Source organism: Mesorhizobium sp. 131-3-5 (genome assembly GCF_016756575.1).
Lineage (GTDB): Bacteria > Pseudomonadota > Alphaproteobacteria > Rhizobiales > Rhizobiaceae > Mesorhizobium > Mesorhizobium jarvisii.
The window spans coordinates 67,332-91,785 of sequence record NZ_AP023255.1; the positions used below are offsets into that span (position 1 = coordinate 67,332).

Annotated in this window: 20 protein-coding genes and 3 pseudogenes; 20 read left to right on the forward strand and 3 right to left on the reverse strand. The window is 56.7% G+C overall.

Features of this window, described 5'->3' with window-relative positions:
• Positions 1-11: 11 nt before the first annotated feature.
• Positions 12-148, forward strand: a pseudogene (locus JG747_RS37900) (IS1380 family transposase); the annotation flags it as partial.
• A 373-nt stretch (positions 149-521) separates the two neighbouring features.
• Here JG747_RS37900 and JG747_RS32885 read toward each other — a convergent pair.
• Both JG747_RS32885 and JG747_RS32890 read right to left on the reverse strand, forming a co-directional pair.
• On the reverse strand, positions 522-1,202 hold the full coding sequence (locus JG747_RS32885) for a GntR family transcriptional regulator (RefSeq protein ID WP_199201433.1): 681 nt from the start codon (positions 1,200-1,202) through the stop codon (positions 522-524).
• 725 nt (positions 1,203-1,927) lie between these two features.
• Positions 1,928-2,620, reverse strand: coding sequence for a reverse transcriptase domain-containing protein (locus tag JG747_RS32890; RefSeq protein WP_244748481.1), 693 nt, complete (start codon positions 2,618-2,620; stop codon positions 1,928-1,930).
• Positions 2,621-3,208: 588 nt separating this feature from the next.
• On the opposite strand from JG747_RS32890, the gene JG747_RS37255 reads away from it, so the two are divergent.
• From JG747_RS37255 to JG747_RS37265, 3 genes are read left to right on the forward strand one after another with little or no spacing between them, the layout of a single operon-like run.
• Positions 3,209-3,910, forward strand: coding sequence for a recombinase family protein (locus JG747_RS37255; protein ID WP_244748482.1), 702 nt, complete (start codon positions 3,209-3,211; stop codon positions 3,908-3,910).
• A complete protein-coding gene (locus JG747_RS37260; protein ID WP_244748483.1) occupies positions 3,838-5,022 on the forward strand; it encodes a recombinase zinc beta ribbon domain-containing protein in 1,185 nt (394 codons plus the stop codon). The genes JG747_RS37255 and JG747_RS37260 overlap by 73 nt, the downstream gene beginning before the upstream one ends.
• Positions 5,019-5,267 carry a hypothetical protein gene (locus tag JG747_RS37265; protein ID WP_244748484.1) on the forward strand — a complete coding sequence of 83 codons (249 nt, stop codon included), beginning with the start codon at positions 5,019-5,021 and terminating at the stop codon, positions 5,265-5,267. Before JG747_RS37260 ends, JG747_RS37265 begins: the two co-directional genes overlap by 4 nt.
• A gap of 17 nt (positions 5,268-5,284) precedes the next feature.
• Here JG747_RS37265 and JG747_RS32900 read toward each other — a convergent pair.
• Positions 5,285-5,722 (reverse strand): annotated as a pseudogene (locus JG747_RS32900) (reverse transcriptase domain-containing protein); the annotation flags it as partial.
• Positions 5,723-6,760: 1,038 nt separating this feature from the next.
• On the opposite strand from JG747_RS32900, the pseudogene JG747_RS32905 reads away from it, so the two are divergent.
• The 16 genes and pseudogenes from JG747_RS32905 to JG747_RS32980 form a co-directional block, all read left to right on the forward strand.
• A pseudogene (locus JG747_RS32905) lies at positions 6,761-6,874 on the forward strand (IS110 family transposase); the annotation flags it as partial.
• Between the two features lie 6 nt (positions 6,875-6,880).
• Positions 6,881-7,078: a thiamine pyrophosphate-dependent enzyme gene (locus JG747_RS37270; protein ID WP_244748508.1), complete on the forward strand. Its 198-nt coding sequence runs from the start codon at positions 6,881-6,883 to the stop codon at positions 7,076-7,078.
• A 205-nt stretch (positions 7,079-7,283) separates the two neighbouring features.
• A complete protein-coding gene (locus JG747_RS32915) occupies positions 7,284-8,060 on the forward strand; it encodes an SDR family oxidoreductase (RefSeq protein ID WP_199201435.1) in 777 nt (258 codons plus the stop codon).
• 363 nt (positions 8,061-8,423) lie between these two features.
• Complete coding sequence (locus JG747_RS32920; protein ID WP_199201436.1) at positions 8,424-9,161, forward strand: GntR family transcriptional regulator; 738 nt, start codon at positions 8,424-8,426, stop codon at positions 9,159-9,161.
• A gap of 235 nt (positions 9,162-9,396) precedes the next feature.
• Entirely contained in the window at positions 9,397-10,422 is a 1,026-nt protein-coding gene (locus JG747_RS32925; protein ID WP_199201437.1) for an ABC transporter substrate-binding protein, read from the forward strand.
• A 58-nt stretch (positions 10,423-10,480) separates the two neighbouring features.
• Complete coding sequence (locus JG747_RS32930; RefSeq protein WP_199201438.1) at positions 10,481-12,148, forward strand: ABC transporter permease subunit; 1,668 nt, start codon at positions 10,481-10,483, stop codon at positions 12,146-12,148.
• The gene (locus JG747_RS32935; RefSeq protein ID WP_199201439.1) at positions 12,138-13,211 is read left to right on the forward strand and encodes an ABC transporter ATP-binding protein; all 1,074 of its coding nucleotides are present in this window, start codon (positions 12,138-12,140) and stop codon (positions 13,209-13,211) included. The genes JG747_RS32930 and JG747_RS32935 overlap by 11 nt, the downstream gene beginning before the upstream one ends.
• A gap of 332 nt (positions 13,212-13,543) precedes the next feature.
• On the forward strand, positions 13,544-14,353 hold the full coding sequence (locus JG747_RS32940; RefSeq protein WP_244748485.1) for an ABC transporter ATP-binding protein: 810 nt from the start codon (positions 13,544-13,546) through the stop codon (positions 14,351-14,353).
• A gap of 22 nt (positions 14,354-14,375) precedes the next feature.
• Complete coding sequence (locus JG747_RS32945; protein ID WP_244748486.1) at positions 14,376-15,098, forward strand: ABC transporter ATP-binding protein; 723 nt, start codon at positions 14,376-14,378, stop codon at positions 15,096-15,098.
• Entirely contained in the window at positions 15,099-16,013 is a 915-nt protein-coding gene (locus tag JG747_RS32950; RefSeq protein WP_199201441.1) for a branched-chain amino acid ABC transporter permease, read from the forward strand.
• A 2-nt stretch (positions 16,014-16,015) separates the two neighbouring features.
• Positions 16,016-17,077: a branched-chain amino acid ABC transporter permease gene (locus tag JG747_RS32955; protein WP_199201442.1), complete on the forward strand. Its 1,062-nt coding sequence runs from the start codon at positions 16,016-16,018 to the stop codon at positions 17,075-17,077.
• Between the two features lie 19 nt (positions 17,078-17,096).
• Positions 17,097-18,275, forward strand: a complete 1,179-nt coding sequence (locus JG747_RS32960) for an ABC transporter substrate-binding protein (protein WP_199201443.1) — start codon at positions 17,097-17,099, stop codon at positions 18,273-18,275.
• Positions 18,276-18,357: 82 nt separating this feature from the next.
• Complete coding sequence (locus tag JG747_RS32965; RefSeq protein WP_199201444.1) at positions 18,358-20,187, forward strand: hydantoinase B/oxoprolinase family protein; 1,830 nt, start codon at positions 18,358-18,360, stop codon at positions 20,185-20,187.
• Positions 20,184-22,241, forward strand: a complete 2,058-nt coding sequence (locus JG747_RS32970) for a hydantoinase/oxoprolinase family protein (protein WP_199201445.1) — start codon at positions 20,184-20,186, stop codon at positions 22,239-22,241. The genes JG747_RS32965 and JG747_RS32970 overlap by 4 nt, the downstream gene beginning before the upstream one ends.
• A gap of 610 nt (positions 22,242-22,851) precedes the next feature.
• Positions 22,852-23,628 (forward strand): 3-oxoacyl-ACP reductase FabG, encoded by a 777-nt coding sequence (gene fabG / locus JG747_RS32975; protein WP_199201446.1) that lies wholly within the window; start codon positions 22,852-22,854, stop codon positions 23,626-23,628.
• 92 nt (positions 23,629-23,720) lie between these two features.
• The gene (locus JG747_RS32980) at positions 23,721-24,407 is read left to right on the forward strand and encodes a GntR family transcriptional regulator (RefSeq protein ID WP_199201447.1); all 687 of its coding nucleotides are present in this window, start codon (positions 23,721-23,723) and stop codon (positions 24,405-24,407) included.
• Positions 24,408-24,454 lie beyond the last annotated feature (47 nt).

The window sequence follows — 24,454 nt, forward strand, 5'->3', positions numbered from 1 at the left end:
CAAAATGCGCCCCTTCGGTTCGGGATCTGGCTTCGCAAATCGAGGATGTGTCGGCTGGGGAACCCACCTGATGAGCGCTCGCATGCTTGCCATGGGCCGGGCTATAATCGACCTCTACTGCGCCTCTTTCCGGCAGGTGCCGAAGCGCCATGGGCAGCATCCAGTTCACCGGGTTTTACTCTGCAACAAACTTTGGCGGGAAAGTCCCAAGGTGTCCACGGCATCGCGGAACGATTCAAAGCCGTTGCCAGGTGTGGCGAGGAAGCGGGCCTTGAGTTCTGCGGTCAGGCGAACGCACCAGGGCGCGCCGGGCGATCGTGAAGATGGTCTGATAGTTGACCGGCGTTTGGAAAGCCCGATCAAAAAGATGGCACGCGGTGCCGACGGACTTATTGGGCGCTGAACGCGAGGATGTCCATTTGGCCATGGGGCAACCCATGACACCGTATACGTTGACGGAGACTGATCAGAACATCGTAAGATCTCTTGCAAACTGGGCTGCCATGCGTTCTTTTTAGAACTTATACTCCAACCTGTTCCTCTCTCGCGCGAATTGCCTGCTTCAGGTGCCTATATCCGTCTCGGATGTCGTTCTCGAAGGCGGCCCGAACGGCTCCCACATCGCCTTCACGAAGGCTCTCAATGACCGCTTGATGATTTCGCACGCAGTGTTTCTGGATCGCGAATTCGGGATAGAGATCGCGAAAGGAGGGGCCGACACGTGACCACAAGGCTTCGATGGTCGACAGCAGATATGGCATGTCGCAGTATCCGTAGACGGCGAAGTGGAATTCCTTCTTGGTCCAGAGCACCTCGGCATACCGCCGGCTTTCGAGTGCCTCGATAATCTTCGCCTGCATCTCCTCGAGTAAATCCGCAAGGCCCACCGGCGCCTTCGCCGCTCCGACCTCCGCCGCCAATCCTTCAAGTGCAAGCCGCATGGCGGTGACTTCCTGCGGTGCTTCCATCGTCAAATAAGGCACAATGACCGTCTTTGGGCCGGAATATACAAGTGCACCTTCGGCGGCAAGACGGTTCAAGGCGTCGCGCGCGGGCGTTGAACTTACGCCCAGCGCTTCCGCCACAGCACGCACGGTCAGCTTGCGCCCTGGCTCGAAGGCGCCACGCACCAACCGATCTTTCATAGCTTCGTACGCCATATCCCCAAGGCGAGCGCGCTTTTTGAGCGGTTCGAGATCCATTCTTTCCGCCTCTTCTGTTGGGCTATTATTCTGCAAAGTTATGACGCTGTCGGCATGATGTTAAACCTCGGCACATGTTAGGGACCAGAAGGATTTTGGGGTCACGGACTAGACTTGCTGCACCTCGCCCAGAAAGGCGAATTCGTGGTCAACTATGAATTTTGAATTTCGAATTTGGCAGGAGCAGGCCCAACCCTAGCGGCAACAACTACGGAAATGTACTCTGCCTCACCGAAAAAATGCTGCGCGCCTCAAAAATGCTGCGCGCCTCCTCGCAATGGACCCTGTGCATGCGTCGTGCCAAAAAGAAGTCGTTCTAAAACAGTACGAGGCGCTGATGCGGCTATGTCCGATGTCCGACATGGTCGGACATCAGACAATGTGGAACGGGTTTGCGACGTGAATCGAATTTGCTGGCGGAAGGAATCTTGCTTCCCATTGCCGCGAAACAAGCAGTCCTTGGATAAACAGCATCCGGATGTCGAGTGGGCCGAGGGAATTTCACCCTCAGCCCCTCACAGATCCGCACGTGAGCCTCTCGGCTGATACGGCTCTTGTCACCCAACCGTTGCGTGACCAAGGCGCGCCCAATGTACGAAGCGCGAGGGAGTGTGCCGTGCAATGCCGTTCAGCCGCCGCAGGCTCCGTCCTCGGTGACCTTTCAGCGTCTTATACATCTTTCGGAGCCAAGCCCCGAGACGTTCGTCGAAGTATGTGAACAGCTTTCACATTTCCGCCGGGTAGAAGCGTCCATAGTACCGCCACCAGCCCCGCAGGACCGGATTGAGCATTCGGGCAACATCGACCAGCGGAAGTGGCGCGTGATGCGGCAGGCGCCACCCTCTGATGCGATCCCGCATGCGCCTGAGCGCCTGCGGGCTCACTGCCGGAAGGAAGTTCGTGAAGAGCTTCCCCCAGCGGTTCTTCGCCATTCGTGGCCGGAACGCAAAGCCGAGAAAGGTGAACTGGATACGCGGATAGGTCCCTCGCAGGTTGCTGTCCTTGCAGTAGACCACCTGGGTCTTTTCAGGATGCAGCGTCAGGTGACACTCCGCAAACCTCTGCTCCAACGCCGCTTTCAGTCGCTCCGCTTCCTGCCGTGTCCGGCAATGGCAGATCGCATCATCGGCATAGCGTTCAAATGGGATGTGCGGAAAGCTCCGCCGCACCCACAAGTCGAACGCGTAGTGTAGAAACAGGTTTGCGAGCAGCGGGCTGACCACCCCACCTTGCGGTGTTCCGGTCTCCCGTTTCCGGAGGCTCTCGTCCGGCATCTTTACCGGGGCTGTCAACCATCGTTCGACGTAGAGTAGCACCCAGTCGTCCTGACAGTGTTTTCGGAGCGCTCGCAGCAAGAGACCATGATCGATCGTGTCGAAGGAAACATCTTCAGACTGCCCGCCAAGACGTTCCGGCATCGGTGACGATCACCCGCGCGGGCCATGGGTTGTATTTGGCCGGATCAAGCTGCGCGGCGAACCAGTGCTGCTGCTGGAATTGCCGGACGGCAGCCGGACCCACATTCCCGTGGCATGGACGGATCTTGGCGCCGGGGATGGCGATTGCACCGGGACGCCGGCCAATCATGGGATGCATTGGGCGGCTTGCAGACCTTCTGCATCTGCGCCTTGTGGCCGACGCTCTCCTTGAGAGGCGCGGCGAGTCGCCGCCCGACGACAAGGAGGCGCGGCATGCAACGACAATTGAAGCTGACCTTTCCCGACGAAGAAAGCGAGCGGCGGCCCGACCCGCCCGCCTGGGAAAAGTTGGACGCCGAGCGCGGGCGACGGCGCTGCGCCGGCTCGCCCTGATGATCGCGCGCATGCTGGCAGCCAGGGAGGCGGACTGAACACAGCAAGATCACCGCCAGTCACCTAGCGCGGCAAGCCATCGTCTATCTGCGCCAGTCGAGCGCCTCGCAGGTGGAGAACAACCGCGAATCGACCGCGCGGCAATAGGCGCTGTCTGGTCGGGCGCGCGATCTCGGATGGCCGGCCGAGCGCATCGTGGTCATCGACGAGGATCTCGGCCTGTCCGGTTCCGGCAGCGTCATGCGCAGCGGGTTCGCCCGGCTGACCAGCGAGGTCGCGCTCGCCCGGGTCGGCATAGTGCTCGGCCTCGAGGTCTCGCGGCTGGCGCGCAACAACGCCGACTGGCACCGGTTGATCGAGCTGGCCTGGTTGACCGACACGCTGATTGGAGATGCCGACGGCATCTACCACCCGACCCTGTTCAACGACCGGCTTTTGTTGGGTTTGAAAGGTGCCATGAGCGAGGCCGAGCTGCATGTCCTACGCGCCCGCCTCAATGGCGGCATCAAGAACAAGGCGGCACGTGGCGAATTGCGCCGTGGCCTGCCGGTCGGCTTCGTCTATGGCGAGGCGGACGGCGAGATCCTGTTCCACCCCGACGAAGCGGTCGTCCATGTCATCCGTACGATCTTCGCCCGTTTCGCCGAACTGGGCTCGGCCCGCCGCGTCTGGCTGTGGCTGCGCGCACATGGCATGAAGTGCCCGCTGTCGCTTGGGGGGCATCACGAACTGCGCTGGGGCGAAGCCAGCTACCACGCCGTTCATTCCGTGCTGGCCAGTCCGGTCTATGCGGCGCCTATGTCTATGGCAAGAATCGCTGCGAGATGGTGCTCGACGAAACCGGCGCGCGTCGCAAGCGGATGCGCAAGCTGCCGATGGATGAATGGCAAGTGCTGATCAAGGACCACCACCAGGGCTATATCGACTGGCCGACTTTCGAGACCAACCAGCAGCGCATGGCGAACAATACCCAGCCTCGCCCGCATTCCGAGGGCGCAGAACGGTCCGCCGGTGCGGTTCGTGAGGGCGGCGCGCTGCTGCAGGGCATCGCACGCTGCGGCCATTGCGGGCGACGGCTGCGGACCCACTATCGCGGCCGCAACGCGACACCAGGCTACCATTGCGCCGGCAAGGCCATCGTCGACGGCAGAGGCGTCTATTGCCTCAATGTCGGTGGCGTGCAGATCGATGAAGCCGTGGTGGCGGCCTTCCTGGAAGCGCTGGAGCCGGCGCGCCTGGCCGCCACGCTCGCGGCGGCCGAGCGGCTGGAAAACGACCGCGAAGCGACGCTCAAGCAGTGGCGGCTCGACGTGGACCGGGCCAAGTATGCCGTCGACCGCGCCGAGCGCCGCTATCGCGCCGTCGATCCCGACAATCGCCTGGTCGCCCGCACGCTCGAGCAGCAGTGGGAGGTGGCCCTGCGCGACCTGGAGGCGGCCAAGGCCGAACTGGTGCGGCAGGAGGTTGTGCGCCCGCGCGCGCTCTCGGCCATCGAGCGGGAAAAGCTGCTTGCCCTCGGCGCCGATCTGGCGAGCGTCTGGCACGCACCGACCACGACAGCGCGCGACCGCAAGGAGCCTTTGCGCACGCTCATTGAGGAGGTTGCCCTCCAGGTCGATCGCGACGAGGCGGCAGCGCATCTCGTCCTGCGTTGGAAGGGCGGCGCGCTGAGCCGCCTCACCGTCGCCCTGCCGCGCTCGCGGCCGGCGACGGTGCGTACCGACGAGGATACGCTGGCGCTGCTGCGGCGGCTGGCGCCACAGTACCCCGACGCCGTCATCGCCTGCATTCTCAACCACCAGGGCCGTCGAACGGCGTACGGGCACCGGTTTGACGCCAATCGCGTCGGGTATCTCGCACGCACTGGAAGATTCCCGTCTGCAAGGCCAAGGCACCAGCCGCCGACGGCGACATCGTCACCGTCCGGAAGGCCGCCGCCGCGCTCGGCGTGGCGCCATCGACGCTTCACCGCCATATCAACGACGGCCTCATCCAGGGCGAACAGGTGACACCCGGTGCGCCATGGCGCATTCGCCTGACCGCGGAACTCAAGGCCCGCTTCCTCGCCAGGCCCGGCGACGGCTTTGAACCCATCCGCGACGCCATGGAGACCCTCGGCCTGTCGCGCCCGGCCGTGTTGCAGCGAGTAAAACACGGCGAACTGGACTCGGTCTATGTCGTGCGTGGACAGAGAAAAGGCCTATGGATCAAGACCATAGACCAAAATCCCAGTCTCTTCGAACAGATACCGTGAACCCGGGGGTATTATGAAAGTCGATCCAAGAAGCCCTTGATGTCGAGATCCAGAACCCAGTCATGCTCCCAGCAGCGCTTGCGCGCCTGCTCTACCGCCTGATGGGCGGATTTCCCGGCCGATAACCGTAGGAATCCGGATCGAACACTTGATCCAGCCCCGGCTCCAGATGCTGCTTGATCACCATCTGCGCGACGCGGTCCGCGATCCGTCGGGATGCCCAGAGGTCGCACGCCCCCGCCGGCCTTGGGAATCTCCACGCGCCTCACCGCCGGCGGGAAGTAGCTCCCCGATGCCATGCGGTTCCACAGCTTATAGAGATTGTTCTCAAGGTCTCTTGCGAAGTCGCTCAGGCTCTGGCCATCGACGCCCGCCGCTTCTCCATTCCCTTCCACCAGCTTGTAGGCCCTCCAGACCATGTGCTTGGTGATCGGCAACGGTTTGTCCGACTTCATGGCGCTCCTCCCGGCAGAGCCGGTTGGCGTCTGAGATCGGACAGGGTAACGCAGCCCCTTCGCTCCATGGCCATTACAGCCACTTCACCGCTACTACAGGCTGCTCCGTCCCTGTCATGGGTATCGGTATTTCTCCCTCGCGGTGTGCGCCGCTTGCGGATTTCCCTTGGCACCCCATGCTAGGTTCCCTCGTTCCGTGCCGAAGCCTGTGAAGAGCTCATGCCGCCTATACACCGGCTGCCGCGTGGACCGTAAGCAGGTGTCGTCCACACTCCTCCCGGCGTTATTACCCGACGCCCGTTTCGACAGCGTCTGAACCCATTTCGATGCGTCAGCGGTTCGCTTGCGCTCATCTTCTCAACACTCACCTGACGGCGTCGAGCGCCGCCTTTCCCCCCATCGCTCACGACCACGCCTTTTGTGCGCAGCCGCATGGGGCGGTTTGGAGCCTGCCCCTGCAGGCTGGCTCCGGGAGGCCTCGTCTCCCATCTTCGACACAGTTGCGCTGGCAAATACGCACCAGCTTCGAGGCACACAGCAAAATGGGTCCTATCGTCGGCACGCCCGCACCGATCAGTCAAACCGGGCCCTTGACATCACCGTCCTCCGAAAATGGGTGGCACCACCAGGCAGAGCAGTAATCAATAAGTTTGCAACAGATCTTTTAAATAAATTTATCAAATATTTGCGGTATCAAATCGCTGACCGTTCGCGAGCGCGCCTTGATAGCGCTGTAGATGCTATGGGCGGCGGCGAGCGGCTTCGTAACCGCCGAGCTACACCACCTGATGGGACACGACCTTGGTTCAGATGGCTTTCGATGTCGATCTCGTCAACCAGCACGTAAAGCTTGTCATCGGCGAAGAATGGGTTTTGCGCAAAAGGCAGTCGCACACTGCGGCCGCGCAGTACCTAATTCCCGATTGCGATGGCACTCTCGATTGGATCGATGGCGACAGTCGGGCCGCCGCTATGCCAGGTGTCGCTGAGGTCAATTTTTTTGTTGAACCCGAGAGACCAATCGTCAGAAAGGCGATCGGACATGTCACGCGGGCCGGCGACGACGCCTTGCGCAGTGTGCTAGTGGCCGCGGCTACTGCTGTCATCCGGCATATCCGACGGGGCCGAGGCGCCGTCTCACCCTGGCTCGTCGCCGGGATGCGTTTCATCACCACTCGCGGACTGGCGGGGCTTGCATGGGGCTGCTCTTCCGATCATCCGGTCGTCGCCACTATCGGCGACGGCCGCTTCGCCCATAGCTGGGCAGAACTGGAGACGTTCGTTCGCTTCGGCATCGCTCTTGCTGTTATGATTGCATTTTGGGATTCCAGAAGCATGCCGAAACCGTTAAGTTAAAGGGCTATACGAGTGCGTGCCACTTCAGCGGGGTCAACCACACGAAGATCGCAGGGGTCGCGCCTGCCTGGCGTTACGCGTGCCGACGAACTGAAGTAGTGCTTGACTGCGGACTTGGCGGATCGGAGGCGCTTCTGATCGACATGAGCACGGATCCGACCGCCTTTCCGCCAATCTCGCTGTTCGAGAAGCTGGAGGATGCAGCGTGAATGCTGGGACAACCCCGCGAATTGCAGTCGTTACAGGTGGCACGAGCGGCATTGGTCTTGCTTGTGCGGAACATCTTCTCGCCACTGGGCATCGGGTGGCTGTCTTTAGCACACGAGCGGCGCGCGTGGACAACGCGCGCAAGAATCTCTCACGCAAATTCGGACTCGACAACATCTTAGCCGAAACGGTCGACTTGCGTCAGCCCGACGCCTTGACGGACTTTTTCGCAAAGGTTCGGGCGACTTGGAGCTCACCGTCGGTTCTGGTCTGCAATGCCGGGTTTTCGCCGAAACCCGATGGTCAGCGGATCGCCTTCGATGCGATCCCGCTAGAAGAGTGGAATGAAGTGCTGGCGGTCAACCTGACCGGGGCAATGCGGTGCTGCCAGTTAGCGGCACCGGGAATGGCGTCCAACAGATTCGGGCGCATCATTTTGATCGGCTCGATCGCGGGCCGGGCGCTACCTAAAATTGCGGGGGCAAGTTACGTCGCCTCGAAAGCAGCTTTGGCGGGGATGGCCCGCTCGCTGGTCAGCGAATATGCTTCCTTCGGCGTAACGGTCAACACCGTGGCACCTGGGAATGTCCTTACGCAAATGATGGGCTGGCCGGACAGCCCGGTCAATCAAGCCGCGCGGAGCCGAATCCCAGCCGGACGTATGGGGCGCCCCGACGATATTGCCGCGGTCGTGGCGTTCCTTGCCTCCGATCAAGCCGAGTTCATTAACGGAGCGATCATCGACGTCAACGGTGGGGAATATGTCCCGACTTAGCGACGAACGGCTCCCTCGCTCCGGAGCTGGCCGCAAGGCATGCCGCAACATAGCCGACATAGGCGTCGGCGTGCAGGAAGCCGGATGCCGGCGCCAGCAGGGCTTGGACGTGCTCGCCCTTGCAGTCAGGTGGCCGCCGGCGCATTGGGAGAGAGCCCAGGTGCCTTCGTCGCGCATAACGATGCCGCCTCCATTAGGTTTCTCAGGTTGCCACTCGCGGCTCCAACTAACCCCGGATATCCGAAACCCTAAACAGCGTCATGGATGCGTCGACACAATGTCATCCCGTTTTTCTTTAGGGCTATGCCAAGCGAGGAATTTCCTGTACTTGTTTTGTCATTTGGTGCAACAACGAATATTGAGATGCGCGACAGCGTCGTAACGGCACAGGATGATGGCCCTGCGAGTCATGCCAGAGGCGTGGAACTCGTGCCGATCAAGAAGCATGCACGCCTCGGCGAAATGGCCTATGAGGTGATGAAGGAGCGGCTGGTGCGGGGGGCCTTCGAGCCAGGACACAAGCTGACCGTGCGCGCCGTCGCGGACGCGCTCGGCGTGAGCTCCACGCCGGCGCGCGATGCCTTGACTCGCCTCACCGCTGAAGGCGCGCTCGTCTATTCCGGCCCAAAAACCGTCATTGTGCCTTATTTGACCATGGAAGCACTAGAGGAAGTCACCGCCATGCGGCTCGCCCTTGAAGGAATGGCGGCGGAGCACGGCGCGACCAAGGCTCCGGCGAGTCTTGCGGATACACTTGAGAACATGCAGATGGATATCAATATGGCACTCGAACGTCGTCGATATGCTGAGGTTCTCTGGACGAACAAGGAGTTCCATTTCAACGTCTACAGATTCTGTGGCATGCCGCATCTTCTATCGACTATCGAAACCTTGTGGCTGCGGATCGGCCCATCCTTTCATGACTTGTACCCGGAGTTCGCCATCCAAAAATTCGGCGTCTACAATCATCAGATGGTTCTTGAGAGCCTTCGCGATGGCGATGGCGAAGCCGTTCGCGCCGCGTTTGAGAACGATATCCGCGACGGTCATCGACGGCTGAAGCAGGCAATTAGCACTCGAGCGGAGCAGCTTGGCGGATGACGGAAGCGCCGCCACCGATGGAATCGTCTGATTCGGCTGATGCAACAACATCGTCATTACGCCCGCCGCTTGATGGCATCAACGTGGTTTATCGAACGGACGGCTTCAGAATGCGATCCAGATAATAAGCTTTTGACTTTTGGTGCGTGATGCATCAAAATACAGTGGCCGGAGCCGAGAACGGCGCGCTCTTCGCTATTCACGCGGAGACCGGCAACAACAGGAGGAGAAATTAATGTCCAGAGCAATCGGGCCGATAGCGCTTGCTGTCCTTACCTGCCTTGCCAGCCATGCGATCGCAGCCGACGATCAGGTGACTCTCGTCGGATGGGGCGGAACGTCCCAGGACGCGATCACCGAGGCCGTCGCCAAGCCTTTCACCGAACAGAGCGGCATCAAGGTCCAGGAGGACGTGACCGATGGCAACTACGCCAAGGTGAAGGCGATGGTCGATTCAAAAAACGTCACTTGGGATGTTTTGACCGCCGACGCCTACTATCCGATCGGAAATTGCGGCACATATGCTGAGAAGATCGATACGTCGGTGGTCGATACATCGAAGCTTATTGCAGAGATGGTGACCCCATGCGCGGTACCACTATACCAATACGGATGGGTGCTTGTTTACAACACCGACAAATATGGAAGCAACCCTCCAAAATCATGGGCGGATTTCTTCGACACCAAGAAGTACCCCGGTAAGCGCGCGATGTACAACCAAGCGTTCGCAGGAACACTGGAAGTACCCTTGCTCGCCGACGGCGTGGCGCCCGATAAAATTTGGCCGCTCGACTACGACCGCGCATTCAAGAAACTCAACTCATTAGGCGACGATTTGATCTTTTTCGACACCGGCGCCCAGCAGCAGCAAATGCTGGAAAGCGGTGAGGCGGACATGGCAGTAGCCTGGACGACGCGCGCTTACAACGCCGCCGCGAATGGCGCAAAGATCAAACCGGTGTGGAACCAGCCGATCGCAGCATACGATACGCTCATGGTTCTTAAAGGATCGCCGCACAAGGATGCCGCGATGAAGCTGATCGCCTACGCCACCGGCGCCGAGGCGCAGACGAAGCTGCCAAACAAGACGGCGTTTGCGCCCGTCAATGTCGACGCTAAACCCAAGGTCGATCCGCTCAAAGCGGAATGGCTGCTTTCGACTCACAAGGATGTGCCGAAGATTGTGATGAACATGGCCTGGTATGCCAAGAACCAGGAAGAGGCGGTAAAGCGCTTTACCGACTGGCAGTCAAGCAGATAACAGGGTCAGGGGTCGCAATGCGATTGCATAGCGACCCCAAGTCCGCTGAGAACAGACGATGACGAACGACGCTGTAATCCAGTCGCCGCGCAACCGTATTGCGCTCTTTTTCCAGGATCCGATGTGGATGGTTGGCCCGGCGCTGGGCCTTTTGTTCCTGATCACTGTGGTTCCTATAGTGTCGCTGATCATCGAGAGCCTAACGAACCCGTCTTTCGGGCTCTCCGTTTACGTCGATCTTTTGTCGCGCGCCGGTTTTCAGAGCGCTTTGTTGCGAACGCTGGAGATGATGGTGGCCCTCACCGTCGTCACGCTCCTGCTGGGCTATCCCTATGCCTATGCAATGACACTCGCATCGCGTCGCATGTGGATGATCCTGGCGGTGCTGGTCATGCTGCCGCTTTGGACAAGTCTGATTGCACGTACATTTGCGTGGATGGTAATCCTTGCCGACCACGGCATCATCAACGACACCCTCGCGCATTTCGGCCTTGGGCCGGTCAAGCTGATCCGGACGAGTTTTGGCGTCTCGGTGGCAATGACGCAGCTCCTGCTGCCGTTCATGGTGCTACCGATCTACAATGCGATGGTAAACGTGGATCCGCGGCTGCTACGCGCCGCCCGTTCCCTCGGCGCCTCGAACTTCACTGTTTTTCGGACGGTATATCTGCCCTTGACTTTGCCGGGCGTGATAGCAGGCACGCTTTTTGTATCGATCATGGCGCTTGGTTTCTACGTCACGCCGACTCTTTTGGGCTCACCTCGTGAAGCGATGATCGCTCAGTTCATCGGAACACAAACCAACCGACTGCTCGCCTTCAACGTAGCCGGCGCGGCAAGCGCCATCCTGATTGCCGTCATCCTGGCAATGATGCTGTTAACGGCCCGCGTCGTGAAGATCGGCAATCTTGCTGGGAGCATGAGCGGCATGGGCCGCAACTACGGGACCGGCCAGATGCCCCTTCTGCTTTCCGTCTACGTCTTCCTGCTCGGAGTGATACTCGTCCTGCCCCTGCCGGTTATCATTGTCCTTTCGTTTCCAGGGAAGGCAAGCTTCCAATTTCCACCCGAAGCTTTTTCTCTGCGTTTCTACGCCAACTTGCTGAGTGACCCAGTCTGGCTGCAGGCTTTACGCAACACAATGCTCATTGGGGTAAGCGCCGCAGCAGTCTCCACCTTGTCCGGCGCCTTGGCAGCCTACGCCCTGTTTCGGACTCGTTATGCCGGCAAGCAATTGATCTTCGGGGTGCTGATGCTTCCACTTCTCGTCCCCGCGATCGTCGGCGCGGTAGGAGCCTATGTATTCTTCCTGAACCTCGGCTGGGCGGGATCGCGCGCCAGTATCATTCTGGCGCATGCCGCACTGGGACTGCCTTTTGTTGTCGTGAGCATAAGCTCTGCCCTGGTGCAATTTGATCGACGGCTTGAACTCGCGGCCATGTCGCTCGGCGCTGGCTGGTCGACCAGCATAGCAACGGTGACCTTGCCGCTCATTGCGCCGGCCTTCATTTCCGGCGGGCTGTTCGCGTTCGTCACCTCCTTTGACGAGGTCACGTACTCGCTTTTTCTTCAAGGTCCGGAAAATCGGACGCTTCCCGTCCAGATGTATATGTCAATTTCTTCTGAAATCGATCCAACCGTCGCGGCTGCGTCAACTGTAGTAACCCTGATTACCACTATTCTGTTCCTGGCGGCGAACTGGCGGAGGCGCAAGAATGAAGCCTGAGGAAACTGGCGCGCGGATTGAAATCGCGGGCCTTTCAAAGCACTATGGCGCCCACGCCGCAGTTGCCGACGTCAACCTGTCGATCGAGCCCGGCATGTTCATGACGTTTCTCGGTCCGTCCGGTTCCGGCAAGTCGACGACATTATCAATGATTGCAGGCTTCGAGAAGCCGACGGTGGGTTCGATCCTTCTCGATGGCCGGGACATTTCCCAGCTAGCCCCGAACGCTCGCCATCTCGGCATGGTGTTTCAGCAATATGCTTTGTTCCCGCACATGAGCGTGTTCGAGAATGTGGCCTATCCGTTGCGTCGCCGACGGCTATCCCAAAACATCATTCGTGCGAGGGTGGCTAGCGTTCTCGATAAGGTTCACCTCGGCGCGATGAGTGGAAAATACCCAGCCCAGCTTTCCGGGGGCCAGCAACAGCGAGTGGCCGTTGCCCGCGCGATCGTGTTTCAACCACGTGCGTTGTTGATGGACGAGCCGTTCGGAGCCCTCGACCGGAAGCTTCGGGACGAATTGCAGATGGAAGTGATGCGTCTTCACCGTGATGTGGGGAGCACATTTCTTTTCGTTACTCATGACCAGGAAGAGGCCTTGGCTCTTTCCGACCTGATTGCCGTGTTCAATCATGGCCGCATCGAGCAAGTCGGCACACCGCTGGACCTATATCATCGTCCAAAGACGCTTTTTGTCGCTCAGTTCCTGGGGGAGTCGAACTGCTTCAGCGGTCGAATTGATGGAGACCGCATTGTCACGGATGAAGGGGCGCTCCTGACTGGCCCGACGAAAGAATCGTCACCTTTCGGCACTCTGATTGTCCGTCCGGAGCAGACGAAGCTCCTGAAGCCAACTGACAAACCAGGTGGCGTAAACGTGATCTCCGCGACGATCACTGACATAGTCTTCCTGGGCGGGAGCCGTCGCGTCGTGCTCCGTAGCCTCGATAGAAGCCGCGAGTATACGGTCCGCGAGAGCGGAAATGTTGGCATTGACTTTAAGCGCGATGATCTCGTTCAGATCGCTTGGGCGCCAGACGCGGGCCATTTCGTTGCCAGATAACTTAGCTCGGGTCGACGAGAGCGAATTACGAGCGCCTGTCTGACGTTCGTCAAGCTGCGAACACAAAAGAAGCTACCTCGCATCGGCTATCTTCGCCGCATGGGTTCAAGCGCCCCAGCTAAGCGTTGCCGGGTCTGCGACGGGTTCAGATCAGAAACAGAAGATCCGAACATTTTTCTTGACTAGAATGATTTTTTGTTGCATCAAACTACAAAGACACCCGCGGCGACGTGGCGGGCAAAAAAAACTCCGCCAAAGTTCAAACGCGCGGAAAGAGGGTCGAACTGAGCGCGGGATGGAGCAAAGCCACCGCGCCTACACGTAGGTTTCACATGATTGCTCATCGAGGGCCTGCAATTTTTATGGAGGGGATGAAGTCATCACCTTTTGCGCCCCATGCTCAACGCGATAACGCATCTGCAGACGAGCTACTTTGCGATGGAATATCCGTTCGTTTCGGAGGGCTGGCCGCGCTCGACAACGTATCTTTCAAAATTCAAGGACAGGAAATTTTTGGGCTAATTGGCCCAAATGGTGCGGGTAAGACCACCCTTACCAATGTGGTTTCGGGTTTCCAGAAACCGAGCAAAGGCGCTGTGTTTCTCTGCGGCGAACAAATTTCTGGCCATCAACCCCACGTCGTCGCCCAGTCGGGTATAGGACGCACGTTTCAGGGCGGCCGAGTTTTTTCCTCTCTGTCGGTAACTGAAAACATCGAAGCCTCAATCCTATCCACCGGGGCAAGCAGAAATCAAGCTAGAGCGTCAGCATCAGATCTTGGTGATTGGATTGGTTTGGGGTCCAAGCTAAACACTCAAGCCAGCGCTTTGCCTTACACAGACCAGCGTCGATTGGGTATTATCAGGGCGTTGGGCTTGCGACCTAAGTTTCTACTTCTAGACGAACCCGCAGCCGGAATGTCTGACGGTGAAGCCGAGGCTTTAATCGAAAGCATTACAACCATCCCGGCCTTCTTCGGCTGCGGCATAATGTTGATCGAGCACAATATGCAGATCGTGATGAACGTCTGCCAACGCATCCACGTCTTGGACTTCGGAAAAACAATTGCGGAAGGCACCCCGGCGGAGATGCAAGCGCATCCAGAGGTTCTCAACGCTTACCTCGGGACGGAGGAAGGCTGACAAGATGTTGCGAGTATCAAACATGTGGGTTCACTACGGACAGCTTCCTGCGGTGAGAAACTTTTCCCTGGAGATAGAGAGAAATGAGATCGTCTGTGTCGTTGGCCCGAACGGCGCCGGAAAATCAACGATGTTGTTGGCTATCGCTGGAGCCCTAATTCCCACTAAAGGTGAAATCCTTTTTGATGGAGTTTCCATTCTAGGCAAGGCGCCAGAGTTGATTGCCCAACTCGGAATCTCGCTGATCCCTGAAGGCAGACACATATTCAAGGGGCTGACAGTTGAAGAGAATCTGAAAGTCGGAACGGCTGCAAACGCAGAACCCAAATCGTTTCGGCAAAATTTACAGGCCGTATATTCGACATTTCCCATCCTCGCTGATCGCCGTCATGGTGCCGCCGGCATGCTGTCAGGTGGTGAGCAGCAGCAGCTAGCAATAGGTCGGGCACTCATGACCGGTGCTCGTTTCATCATGATCGACGAGCCTTCGCTAGGCCTCGCTCCGAAAGTTGTTGAGAAAGTTTTCGAGGTTCTTTCTGAGCTTAGGCGAAGCAATGGTCTTACTCTGCTCATTATTGAACAAAATATCAAGCGTGCGCTTCAGTACAGCGATCGGATTTATGTTTTACGGAATAGTGAGATTGTTCTCTCCGGTAAATCGGAGGACCTAAAGAATAATGACGAGTTACAATCTGCTTATTTTGGGCATGGGAAGAATGTACCCGTCATGGCAGCGAGCCGCTAAATGAATTACTTGGTTCAAACTTTAATAGATGCCCTTAGTTGGGGCGGCCTGTATGCATTAGCGGCTTTGGGAATCGGCCTGCTCTACGGGGTATTGCGGGTAATTAATTTTGCTCACGGAGACTTTATCACCGTAGGTGCCTTCTCCTTGTTGGTACCGTCTACGGCGGCGACTGCGCAACTCGCCTTGGGCGCGCTCCCTGCTCCCCTGTTGATCATCGGTACTGTGCTTGTAGTCACGGCCGTGGCTCTCGCGTCGGATGCACTTGTATTTCGACCCCTTAGAGGCGCCACATCGAGCACGATTATGATTGCCTCATTTGCGCTTGGATATGTGATTCAAAATATCGTCTTGTTGCTTTATAGCAGCCGGCCCAAAGCTGTCGATCTATGGCCCGAGCTTAATCAACCTATCATCCTGTTCGGCCTTCGGATCCCTCAACTTCAGGTTTGGACCGTTACGATCGCGGGGGTCTTGCTTCTTGCGCTGACGGCATTCCTGAAAGCATCGTCTTACGGCACTGAGATGCGCGCAGCGTCCGAGGATTTGCGTATGGCACGGCTGCTGGGAGTGAAAGCAAATCGCGTCATCGCTCTTGCTGTGGCTTTGAGCGGAGCTCTAGCCGGAGCCGTGTCCCTGATCATCGCTACCCAATCCGGAGTAGTCAATTACCAGATGGGCGGCCCCGTAATGCTTTTTGCCTTTATTGGCACGATCATAGGGGGGATGGGCAGCCTATTGGGATCAACGCTTGGTGGTTTCGTCGTTGGCTTCGCGAGCGTGGTTCTTCAAGCATACCTCCCTGAAGACGTACGTCCATTCCGGGATGCCATTCTCTTCGCTTTGGTGATCGCAATGCTGGTTGTTCGCCCGCAAGGCCTGGTATTGGTCAAAACAATGCGCGAGAGGGTGTGATCATGGGACGATCTGATTTTCGGCCACTGATTACGCCGCTTTTGCTCGTACTGCTACTGTCGGCGTTGTCCACGGCGAGTTGGTTGTTCGCTGGAAGCGCCTTGAACAGGGCCGTGGTTGAGCTTCTCGTTCGAGTGGTGCTTGTGGTCAGCATTTACGCTTTTGTTGGAAACTCCGGTATTGTGTCATTTGGGCACGTCGGCTTTATGGCTATCGGAGCTTACGCGATGGCTTGGCAAACCTTGCCGCTGTTCTTGAAAAAAAGCTCGATGCCAGGACTTCCGGAGCTACTCCTCAATGCTAGTGTCCCGTTTCCCATAGCGCTTCTATTTTCTGCAATACTTGCGGCGTTTGTCGCTGCAGCGATTGGAACGGTCATTCTACGACTACCTGCTATCGCCGCATCGATATCCACCTTTGCCTTTTTGATGATTGTTCATTCCGTCTATTCGAACTGGGAAGGGGTGACTGGGGGTACGAGTTCTGTCGTCGGCATCCCAACGAAGGTCAATTTGTGGGTCGCTTTGGCGGGTGCCGCAGCGTGCATTGTAGTGACGGGCTTTTACCAAACAACTCGTTATGGGCTGGCACTCAAGTGTAGCCGTGAAGAGGAAATTGCCGCTCGTGCGGCAGGCATAAATATCTTCAAGCAAAGGCTCCTCGCGTTCATATTGAGCGGCTTCCTAATGGGCCTTGGCGGCGCTCTGTATGCAGGGTTTCTAGGAGCAATCTACATCGACGCTTTTTACCTCAGCCAGACAACAATGCTTTTGGCGATGCTCGTTGTTGGCGGCATGAGCAGTCTCACAGGAGCTGTCGGGGGCGCGGTCGTGATTTCGCTGCTGACATACCTGCTTCGTGGTCTGGAGCGTGGAATCCACGTAGGGCCACAGACGATAGCGCTTCCAAGCGGAACCCAGGAGGTCGTCTTGGGCATAGTGATGATCATCGCCCTTATATCCTTCCGATCGGGCATTTTTGGAACGCGCGAAATTGCTCAATGGATACCGCGGGTCCGAACGGAGCTGGTATCTAAAGCGCATTATCAACCAACCAACGACTAACATAGAAAGGGGAACATTGATGTTGAAGCTTCCGTTGTTCAGTTTGCTGTCAGTGACGTTGGCAGCTCAGCCAGTTTTTGCAGGCGACGATCCCATCACAATTGGATTTGCGATCGCAAAATCTGGTTGGATGCAACCCTATGACTACGCGTCGCGCACTGCAGAAATGGCAATCGACGACATCAATCAAAAAGGGGGGCTGCTTGGACGGCAGATTAAGATCGTGTCCGCAGACACCAAAACCGACCCGGCGGAAGGCGTGCGAGCAGCGACCGACGTCATTGATCAGGGTTCTGATCTAGTTGTTGTCAGTTGCGATTACGACCAAGGTGCTCCCGCAGCATTGGCTGCAGTCGGCGCGGGAAAGTTGGCCTTCTCATTATGCGCCGGCGATCCAAAGATGGGGATTGAAGGCGTAGGTCGACAAGCATTCACGGCGTCGCACGCTGCTCAAACCCAAGGTGCTGTAATGGCCGATTGGGGGTTTGCGAAAAAGGAGTTCAAAACGGCTTACGTTTTACTTGACAATTCGATCGAGTTTACTAAGTCCGCATGCCAGGGTTTCGAATATCGGTGGAACCAGCTCGAAGGTACAACAATCGTTGGTCGGGACACGTTCAAGAACAGCGACGCTTCAATTTCTTCGCAAATCACACGTCTGAAAAGCCTAGCTTCCGCTCCGGATGCGATCATGCTGTGCACTTATCCCCCCGGTGGTGCAAGTGCTGTTCGCCAACTGCGCGCCGCAGGTATCGAGACCCCCATTCTGATGACGATGGGCATGGACGGGAGTTACTGGCTGCCAGCGGTGCCAGACCTCAAGAACGCCTTCCTGCCTGCTATTGGTTTGGCGAGCGGGCCCGATCCGGATCCGAAGATTAACAACCTTATTGAACGCTATCGGAAGGCATATGGCGAGCCGCCGGCCACAGCTTTTATATTTTACGGTTATGCCCTTGTCGAGCTTTGGGCTCGCGCAGTTGAACGAGCGAAGACTACGGATACAGAAGCGGTGCTGGCGGAACTTGAGAAGATGAAAGATGAGGACACAGCGATAGGTCCGATGTCATTCTCTGATCAACTGCATATACAAAACAAGGGTCGTTACCTGATCATCGGTATTCAAGACGGAAAGTCGGAACCGCTTGGATACTGGAATTCGCCAGAAATTCCGAAAGAGGTAATCTTAAAGCAGTAGTTGCCTTTAAGACAGCCACGGCCGTTCCTTCTTTGTAGAAGTGTCGCGGCGCTTCTACAAAGCAAGGCGGAGCCTTCTCGAAATGAGCACCTCAATGCCAACTGAAGAATATCGAATTGAGCCTTTTTTGCTCGCCGTTCTGTCTCGTCGCTTCGAGGCGATTTGTCGGGAGATGACCAACACAATCCTCAAAGCCAGTCGATCATCCGTGATCAAAAATGCTCGAGATTTTTCGGTTGGCATCCTTACTGGCAACCATCGCCTCGTTAGTGTCGAAGACGGCTTGCCGGTCCACGTCACTGCACTGGATCTTAGCACAAAAGCGGTGGTTCACCATTTTTCGGACATTAAGCCGGGTGACGCTTTTATTAATAACTGCCCCTACACCGGCGGAACCCATCATGCCGACCTAGATATCATTGTTCCGGTGTTCGTCGGGGAAAAAATTGGATTCTGGGTATTTACCCGGTGCCATCACGCGGACATGGGCGCTCCGCTTCCCACCACGTATCTCCCAAAGGCGGCCACGATTTACGAAGAGGGGCTTCACTTTCCATGCGTCCGCATCCAAGAGCATTACAAAGATAAGGCTGATATCGTCAGGATAGGCCTCATCAAAATCAGAGCGAGCCAGTTCTGGTATGGCGATTATCTAGCTCAGCTCGGCGCCAGTCGGGTTGGCGAACGTCGCCTTCAGGAACTTCTTAAAAAATACGGCAAAGCGGTCATCGATGACTTTGTCGAGGACTGGATCCTTTACGGCAAGCGAAGGGCCGCCGCCGCGATTTCCCAGCTACCTGCTGGGACTTGGACCTATGAAACAGCACACGACCCGGTTCCAGGCGTAGCGGAGGACGGGATTCCAGTGAAGGTTCAAGTGACTGTTGATCCAGCCGCCGGTACAGTCACAGTCGATGCCACTGATAACATCGACTGCGTCGCCGGCGGATTCAACCTGTCAGAGGCCACTGCTACAGCGGCTTGCCGCATCGGCGTGTATGTTAACCTAGACCCGTCGATCCCGCACAACCATGGAAGCGCGGAGCAGATTAGTGTGTTGCTCCGCGATGGATGCGTTGTAGGACGGCCGAAGTTTCCAGTAGGTACGTCGGTCGCGACCACGAACGTTAATGACCGCTTGATCAATGCCGTGGCGTGCTGCTTTGCCCAGATGGGCAAGCCTTTCGGTATCGCTGAGGGCGGGGCAATGATGGCCGGCGGCCTGGCCGTAATCTCTGGAACCGACCCACGTCGAAGCAATCGGCCTTATGTGACACAGCTTTTCTTGGGCTTTTCAGGCGGTCCGGCGGTCCACGGTCACGACGGATGGCTGACCTATAACGATGCCGATACGTGCGGGATGCTGATGCTCGACTCAGTTGAAGTCGATGAAAGCATGTATCCAATTTTGGTTGAGGAGAGAAAGATTGCGGTAGATACAATGGGCCACGGTCAGTGGGACGGCGCACCCGCGATGACTGGGACATATCGCAACCTGGCAGGCAAAATGAGCGTCATCTATTGCAGTGACGGGGACCTGAACGCGGCACGTGGAGTTCTTGGGGGGCTTAGCGGATCGCCGTCCTCCAACTACAAAAGCGGCTCAAAACAGGCATGGCAGAAGCTGCCTTCCTTCCATACCGAAGTGTGTGAGGAGGGAGAGCGGATTCGATTCATTGCCGGGGGTGGCGGCGGCTACGGAGACCCCGAGCTTCGCGACCCTGACCGTGTCGTTCGCTCGATAAACCGCGGATGGCTCTCTTCGGAGCGCGCCGCTCAAGTTTATCGGGTTTCTGTCAAGCTAAGCGCGGATGGCCTCGTCTTTGAACTGGACCAAGATAAAACTGCGGCACTCAGGAACGAGATTGCTCCGGGCTCTGTTGCAAGCGAATCTATGGACGTTATGAAATGAGTTACACAGTCTCGATCGATATCGGCGGTACCTTTACGGATTGCCTAGTCCAGGATAGAAACTCCCGCTACTACATCTTTAAAACTCCGACGACTCCTCCGGATTTCGAACAAGGTTTCGTCAACGCGCTCCGCTTGGCGGCCGAACATTTTCGGTTGGACCTCACTACGTTTGTTTCAAAATGCGAACGAATTGTTCACGGCACTACAGTGTCGACCAATGCACTAGTCGAAGGAAAAACCGCGCCGACAGGCTTCCTCTGCAATAAGGGGCACCCGGATATTCTCTTACTGCGAGAAGCGCCCCGTAAACGCAGCTTCGACTTCAAGTTGGACTATCCCGAGCCGTATATTCCAAGAAATCTCACTTGCGAGATCGCTGGTCGCATTGATGCGGCTGGTAACGAAGTGGAAGCGCTTTCCAACGATGACGTGCTCGCCGCAGTAGAGAAATTCAAGCGATCTAAAGTGGAGGCCATAGCTGTCTGCTTTATGTGGTCCACTGTTAATGGATCGCATGAACTTAAAGCGCGAGACATAATTAAGGACGTGTGGCCGCAGGTTCACGTAACTCTGAGCCACGAACTAAATCCAATTCCCCGTGAGTACCGGCGAGCGGTTTCTGCAGCCATTGACGCCTCACTCTATCCGGTCGTCGCGACTTATATCACATCGCTGGAACGTGAATTGGCGGAAGTAGGTTTCGACAACAGCAGGTTGCTGATCGCAAATTGTGCCGGGGGGATGGCCCCTTCACAAGAGATCATTGCACGGCCAATCTACAGCGTAATGTCCGGCCCGACGTTGGCACCGGTTGCAGCCCAACGGCTCTCGTCGGAAGAAAACATCATTGTCGCCGATATGGGCGGGACGACGTTTGATGTTTCGGCCGTGCGGGATGGTCGTTTGATCATTTCGCAGGAAACGATGGCTGGTCATGACCTCATTGGTCTACCTAAGGTTGACGTTAGATCGATTGGAGCCGGCGGAGGTAGCATCGCGTGGGTCGATGACGGGGGACTCATCCAGGTTGGACCCCACAGCAGCAGCGCCCGGCCGGGCCCAGCATGCTATGGCCACGGGGGCAAGGAGCCAACAGTCACCGATGCAAACCTGGTGTTAGGGCTCTTGGACCCTGATCAGTTTCTTGGCGGCAAAATGAAGCTGGATCGGGGTGCCGCGGAGGAAGCCATTTCCGTCATAGCCAAAAAACTTGGCATCGGAATCAAAGACGCCGCATTTGCGATATATAGCACGTCTAACCATAATATGGTTGCGGCGATTGAAGATATCACCGTGCTCGAGGGTATCGATCCTCGTGAAAGTTTGCTGGTTGTCGGTGGTGGTGCAACAGGTTCTCATATAGCTCCTATTGCCCGAGAAATGGGCATCAAGAGGTTTATGGTTCCTCGATTCGCATCGGGCTTGAGCGCTTTCGGCGGCTTGGTTTCAGACATCAAGTGGGAGTCGTCAATAACTGCGATATCGAGCAGTGAAAGCTTCGACACCAACAAGATCAACTCTGGTCTGAAAAGACTTCATCAGGCAGGGCAAGAGTTCCTAAAACGATCAGGAGTGCCAGCTGAAGATTGGAAGTTTGAGTATTCATTCTTTGGCCGATATGCGTTTCAGTCCTGGGAGATTGAAGTCCCAGTTGACATCTCTCAGCCAGAACTTGCCGTTGGGGATGTTGAACTCCTAAGCTCTAGCTTCCACAGGATGCATGAACGCATTTACGCGGTGAAGGACGAGAGCGACACGGTAGAATTTGTCACATGGAAGGTGAGGGCAATCGGTGTTTCGACGCAGTCTCAGTCCCGTACCGCAGGGTCCCATGGACAGGGATCTCTCGCGCCTGTTGAGTTGAGAGAAGTGTATCTCCCCCAGCTAGGGATACCCCATAGCATCCCAGTATTTTCTGACGCTACGTTGGTGCCAGGTGCCCGGATCGTTGGACCAGCTATCCTGCTTGAAGAGACCACCTCGGTCTTGCTGCTCGGCGATATGGAAGCCGAAGTCGATGCTGGGGGCAACGTGATGGTGTTGAGCTCTTAAGAGGAGGCCGAGCTACGGTGCGTGAGGAAGCCAGTTCTGAGAACGCACCACGACGGAGCGCGTTTGCCGGAAAACTCTTTTGACCGCCAACCGCCTAATTTTGGATCCGGCCCTAACAAGTGGGACGATCGGGAACCGGCACATGCTCGCGACGAGGGCTTGCTCTTTGACGCGGACTTCCCAAGGGTGGCTTCCTTTGTCTCATGCAACGCGGGCGGGGAATAGGGTAACGCGCCACCACTTAATGTTGAGGAAAATGTATTCTCCTGACGATGGTCGCTTGCGACAGCCACACACTTTTCGCGCACCTGCGGCGGAAGCCTCCGGTAATCGAAAGTTGTTCCATCATCAGAAATGCCTCTTAGAGCAAAGCTCGAGACTGAGATCTGCGGTTAGGGGCTCGATGCACATGAGGTCGCTGAGACAGACTGTGGCGTGACTGCTTCGACCTCAGGAGATCGCAGCTTTTGAGCGGAGACGTTCCCGAAATGGCAACGGGGGCAGGAGAAACTTCGCGTGGCTCTGCGCAGCCTCATCTAGTTATCTAGAGCCAGCTCTTCCGCCCCTATTCGGTCAAATCGAACACCCAACCTGTAAGAAAGTTTCTTCTATGACAATAAAACAATCGCAAGGTATAGCCATCGTGTCTGGTGGGACAAGCGGGATTGGATTAGCGTCTGCTGAGAAGCTCCTCACCATGGGATACCGGGTTGCTGTTTTCGGTTCGCAAGAAGAGCGCGTCGGTGCCGCCCGGAAATCCTTAAGCGAAAGGTTCGGTGCTGAAAATGTCATAGTAGAGTCCGTTGATTTGCGCTCAGCGCCCGAGCTCAGCAAGTTCTTTAATTATGTGATCGATGCATGGGGCGCTCCCGACGTTGTAATTTGCAATGCCGGTTACTCGCCTAAACACAACGGTCGTCGCCTGCCCTTTGCTTCTATTCCGACAGAGGAATGGAACGACGTTATCGCAGTAAATCTAACCGGTGTGATGCTCTGTTGCCAACTATCACTCCCCCATATGGCTAAGCGGGGCTTTGGAAGGATCGTAATTATCGGATCGATCGCGGCGAGAGCCGTACCTCGGCTAGCAGGGGCGAGCTATGTTGCATCGAAAGCCGCTTTGGCAGGCCTTAACCGATCTCTTGTAGCTGAATATGGTTCAATGGGGATAACCATAAACACCATTGCCCCAGGGAATATTCTTACGGGTATGATTGGCGATATCGAAAGTGACGTCAGTCGTACTGCAATCGCTCGAATTCCGGCAGGCAGATTTGGCACGGCGCAGGACATCGCCTCCGTTGTAGGTTTCCTTGTCTCAAAGGAGGGCGAATTCATAAATGGTGCGGTGATTGACGTTAATGGCGGCGAGTATCTACCGCTGTAGTGGCAAAGCGCTCCCGTTTTTCGCAGCGCCCTAGATAGGATGCTTTTCAAATGGTACGGTGATGCACCACGCTACAAAAGGATTCCTGTGTCATGACCATATTGGCCGCGATTATCGAGCCGTTATCGAAGCAGGTTAGCCTCGGAGAAGTAGCCTACCACAAGCTCAAGGAAATCATCATTCAAGGAGAGTTTCCCCCGAATGAGAAGCTCACAGTGCGCGCGGTGGCCGGAGCTCTTGGAGTCAGCACGACTCCGGCGCGCGATGCGATAAACAGACTCTTGTCCGAAGGTGCGCTGGTTTACGCGGGTCCGAAGACGGTGGTGATCCCGCCGCTTACGATGGAAATCTTGGACGAGATCACATCTGCGCGGCTTGCTCTGGAGGGGTTAGCTGCAGAGAAGTCGGTCTCTTTCATTTCAGACGCAGACATAGCCCAACTAGAGAAGCTTCAAGAGATCATAAATATCGGTCTCGATGAATCCGATTATCGGACCGTTCTTCGAGCCAATAGGGATTTTCACTTTCTAGTGTACACACGGTCAAATTGGCCGAGAGTCGTCTCTATGATTGAAAGTCTTTGGCTGCAGATAGGCCCTTCGTTGAACCAATTATACCCGGAGTTTGCGTTCCATCGAAAGGGCGTTAGTAATCATCTATGGATTATGGAAGGTCTCCGTAGCCGCGACGCCCAAAAGGTTCGCAGTGGATTCGAGCAGGATCTCCGCGATGGTTATGACCGTATCTCGGCTTTTTTGAAGGACGCCGCCGACAAATAGGCAGCGCATCACTTTTTTGTTGCATCAAACGACAAAATCAGCTAAGT

Coding starts and splice junctions, on each gene's coding strand:
- JG747_RS32960 (WP_199201443.1), top strand. CDS start 17,097: ATGTTGAAGCTTCCGTTGTTCAGTTTGCTGTCAGTGACGTTGGCAGCT.
- JG747_RS32955 (WP_199201442.1), top strand. CDS start 16,016: ATGGGACGATCTGATTTTCGGCCACTGATTACGCCGCTTTTGCTCGTA.
- JG747_RS32890 (WP_244748481.1), bottom strand. CDS start 2,620: ATGCCGGAACGTCTTGGCGGGCAGTCTGAAGATGTTTCCTTCGACACG.
- JG747_RS32930 (WP_199201438.1), top strand. CDS start 10,481: ATGACGAACGACGCTGTAATCCAGTCGCCGCGCAACCGTATTGCGCTC.
- JG747_RS37270 (WP_244748508.1), top strand. CDS start 6,881: ATGCGTTTCATCACCACTCGCGGACTGGCGGGGCTTGCATGGGGCTGC.
- JG747_RS32970 (WP_199201445.1), top strand. CDS start 20,184: ATGAGTTACACAGTCTCGATCGATATCGGCGGTACCTTTACGGATTGC.
- fabG (WP_199201446.1), top strand. CDS start 22,852: ATGACAATAAAACAATCGCAAGGTATAGCCATCGTGTCTGGTGGGACA.
- JG747_RS32920 (WP_199201436.1), top strand. CDS start 8,424: ATGCGCGACAGCGTCGTAACGGCACAGGATGATGGCCCTGCGAGTCAT.
- JG747_RS32935 (WP_199201439.1), top strand. CDS start 12,138: ATGAAGCCTGAGGAAACTGGCGCGCGGATTGAAATCGCGGGCCTTTCA.
- JG747_RS37260 (WP_244748483.1), top strand. CDS start 3,838: ATGGTGCTCGACGAAACCGGCGCGCGTCGCAAGCGGATGCGCAAGCTG.
- JG747_RS32945 (WP_244748486.1), top strand. CDS start 14,376: ATGTGGGTTCACTACGGACAGCTTCCTGCGGTGAGAAACTTTTCCCTG.
- JG747_RS32940 (WP_244748485.1), top strand. CDS start 13,544: ATGATTGCTCATCGAGGGCCTGCAATTTTTATGGAGGGGATGAAGTCA.
- JG747_RS32925 (WP_199201437.1), top strand. CDS start 9,397: ATGTCCAGAGCAATCGGGCCGATAGCGCTTGCTGTCCTTACCTGCCTT.
- JG747_RS32965 (WP_199201444.1), top strand. CDS start 18,358: ATGAGCACCTCAATGCCAACTGAAGAATATCGAATTGAGCCTTTTTTG.
- JG747_RS32950 (WP_199201441.1), top strand. CDS start 15,099: ATGAATTACTTGGTTCAAACTTTAATAGATGCCCTTAGTTGGGGCGGC.
- JG747_RS32885 (WP_199201433.1), bottom strand. CDS start 1,202: ATGGATCTCGAACCGCTCAAAAAGCGCGCTCGCCTTGGGGATATGGCG.
- JG747_RS32980 (WP_199201447.1), top strand. CDS start 23,721: ATGACCATATTGGCCGCGATTATCGAGCCGTTATCGAAGCAGGTTAGC.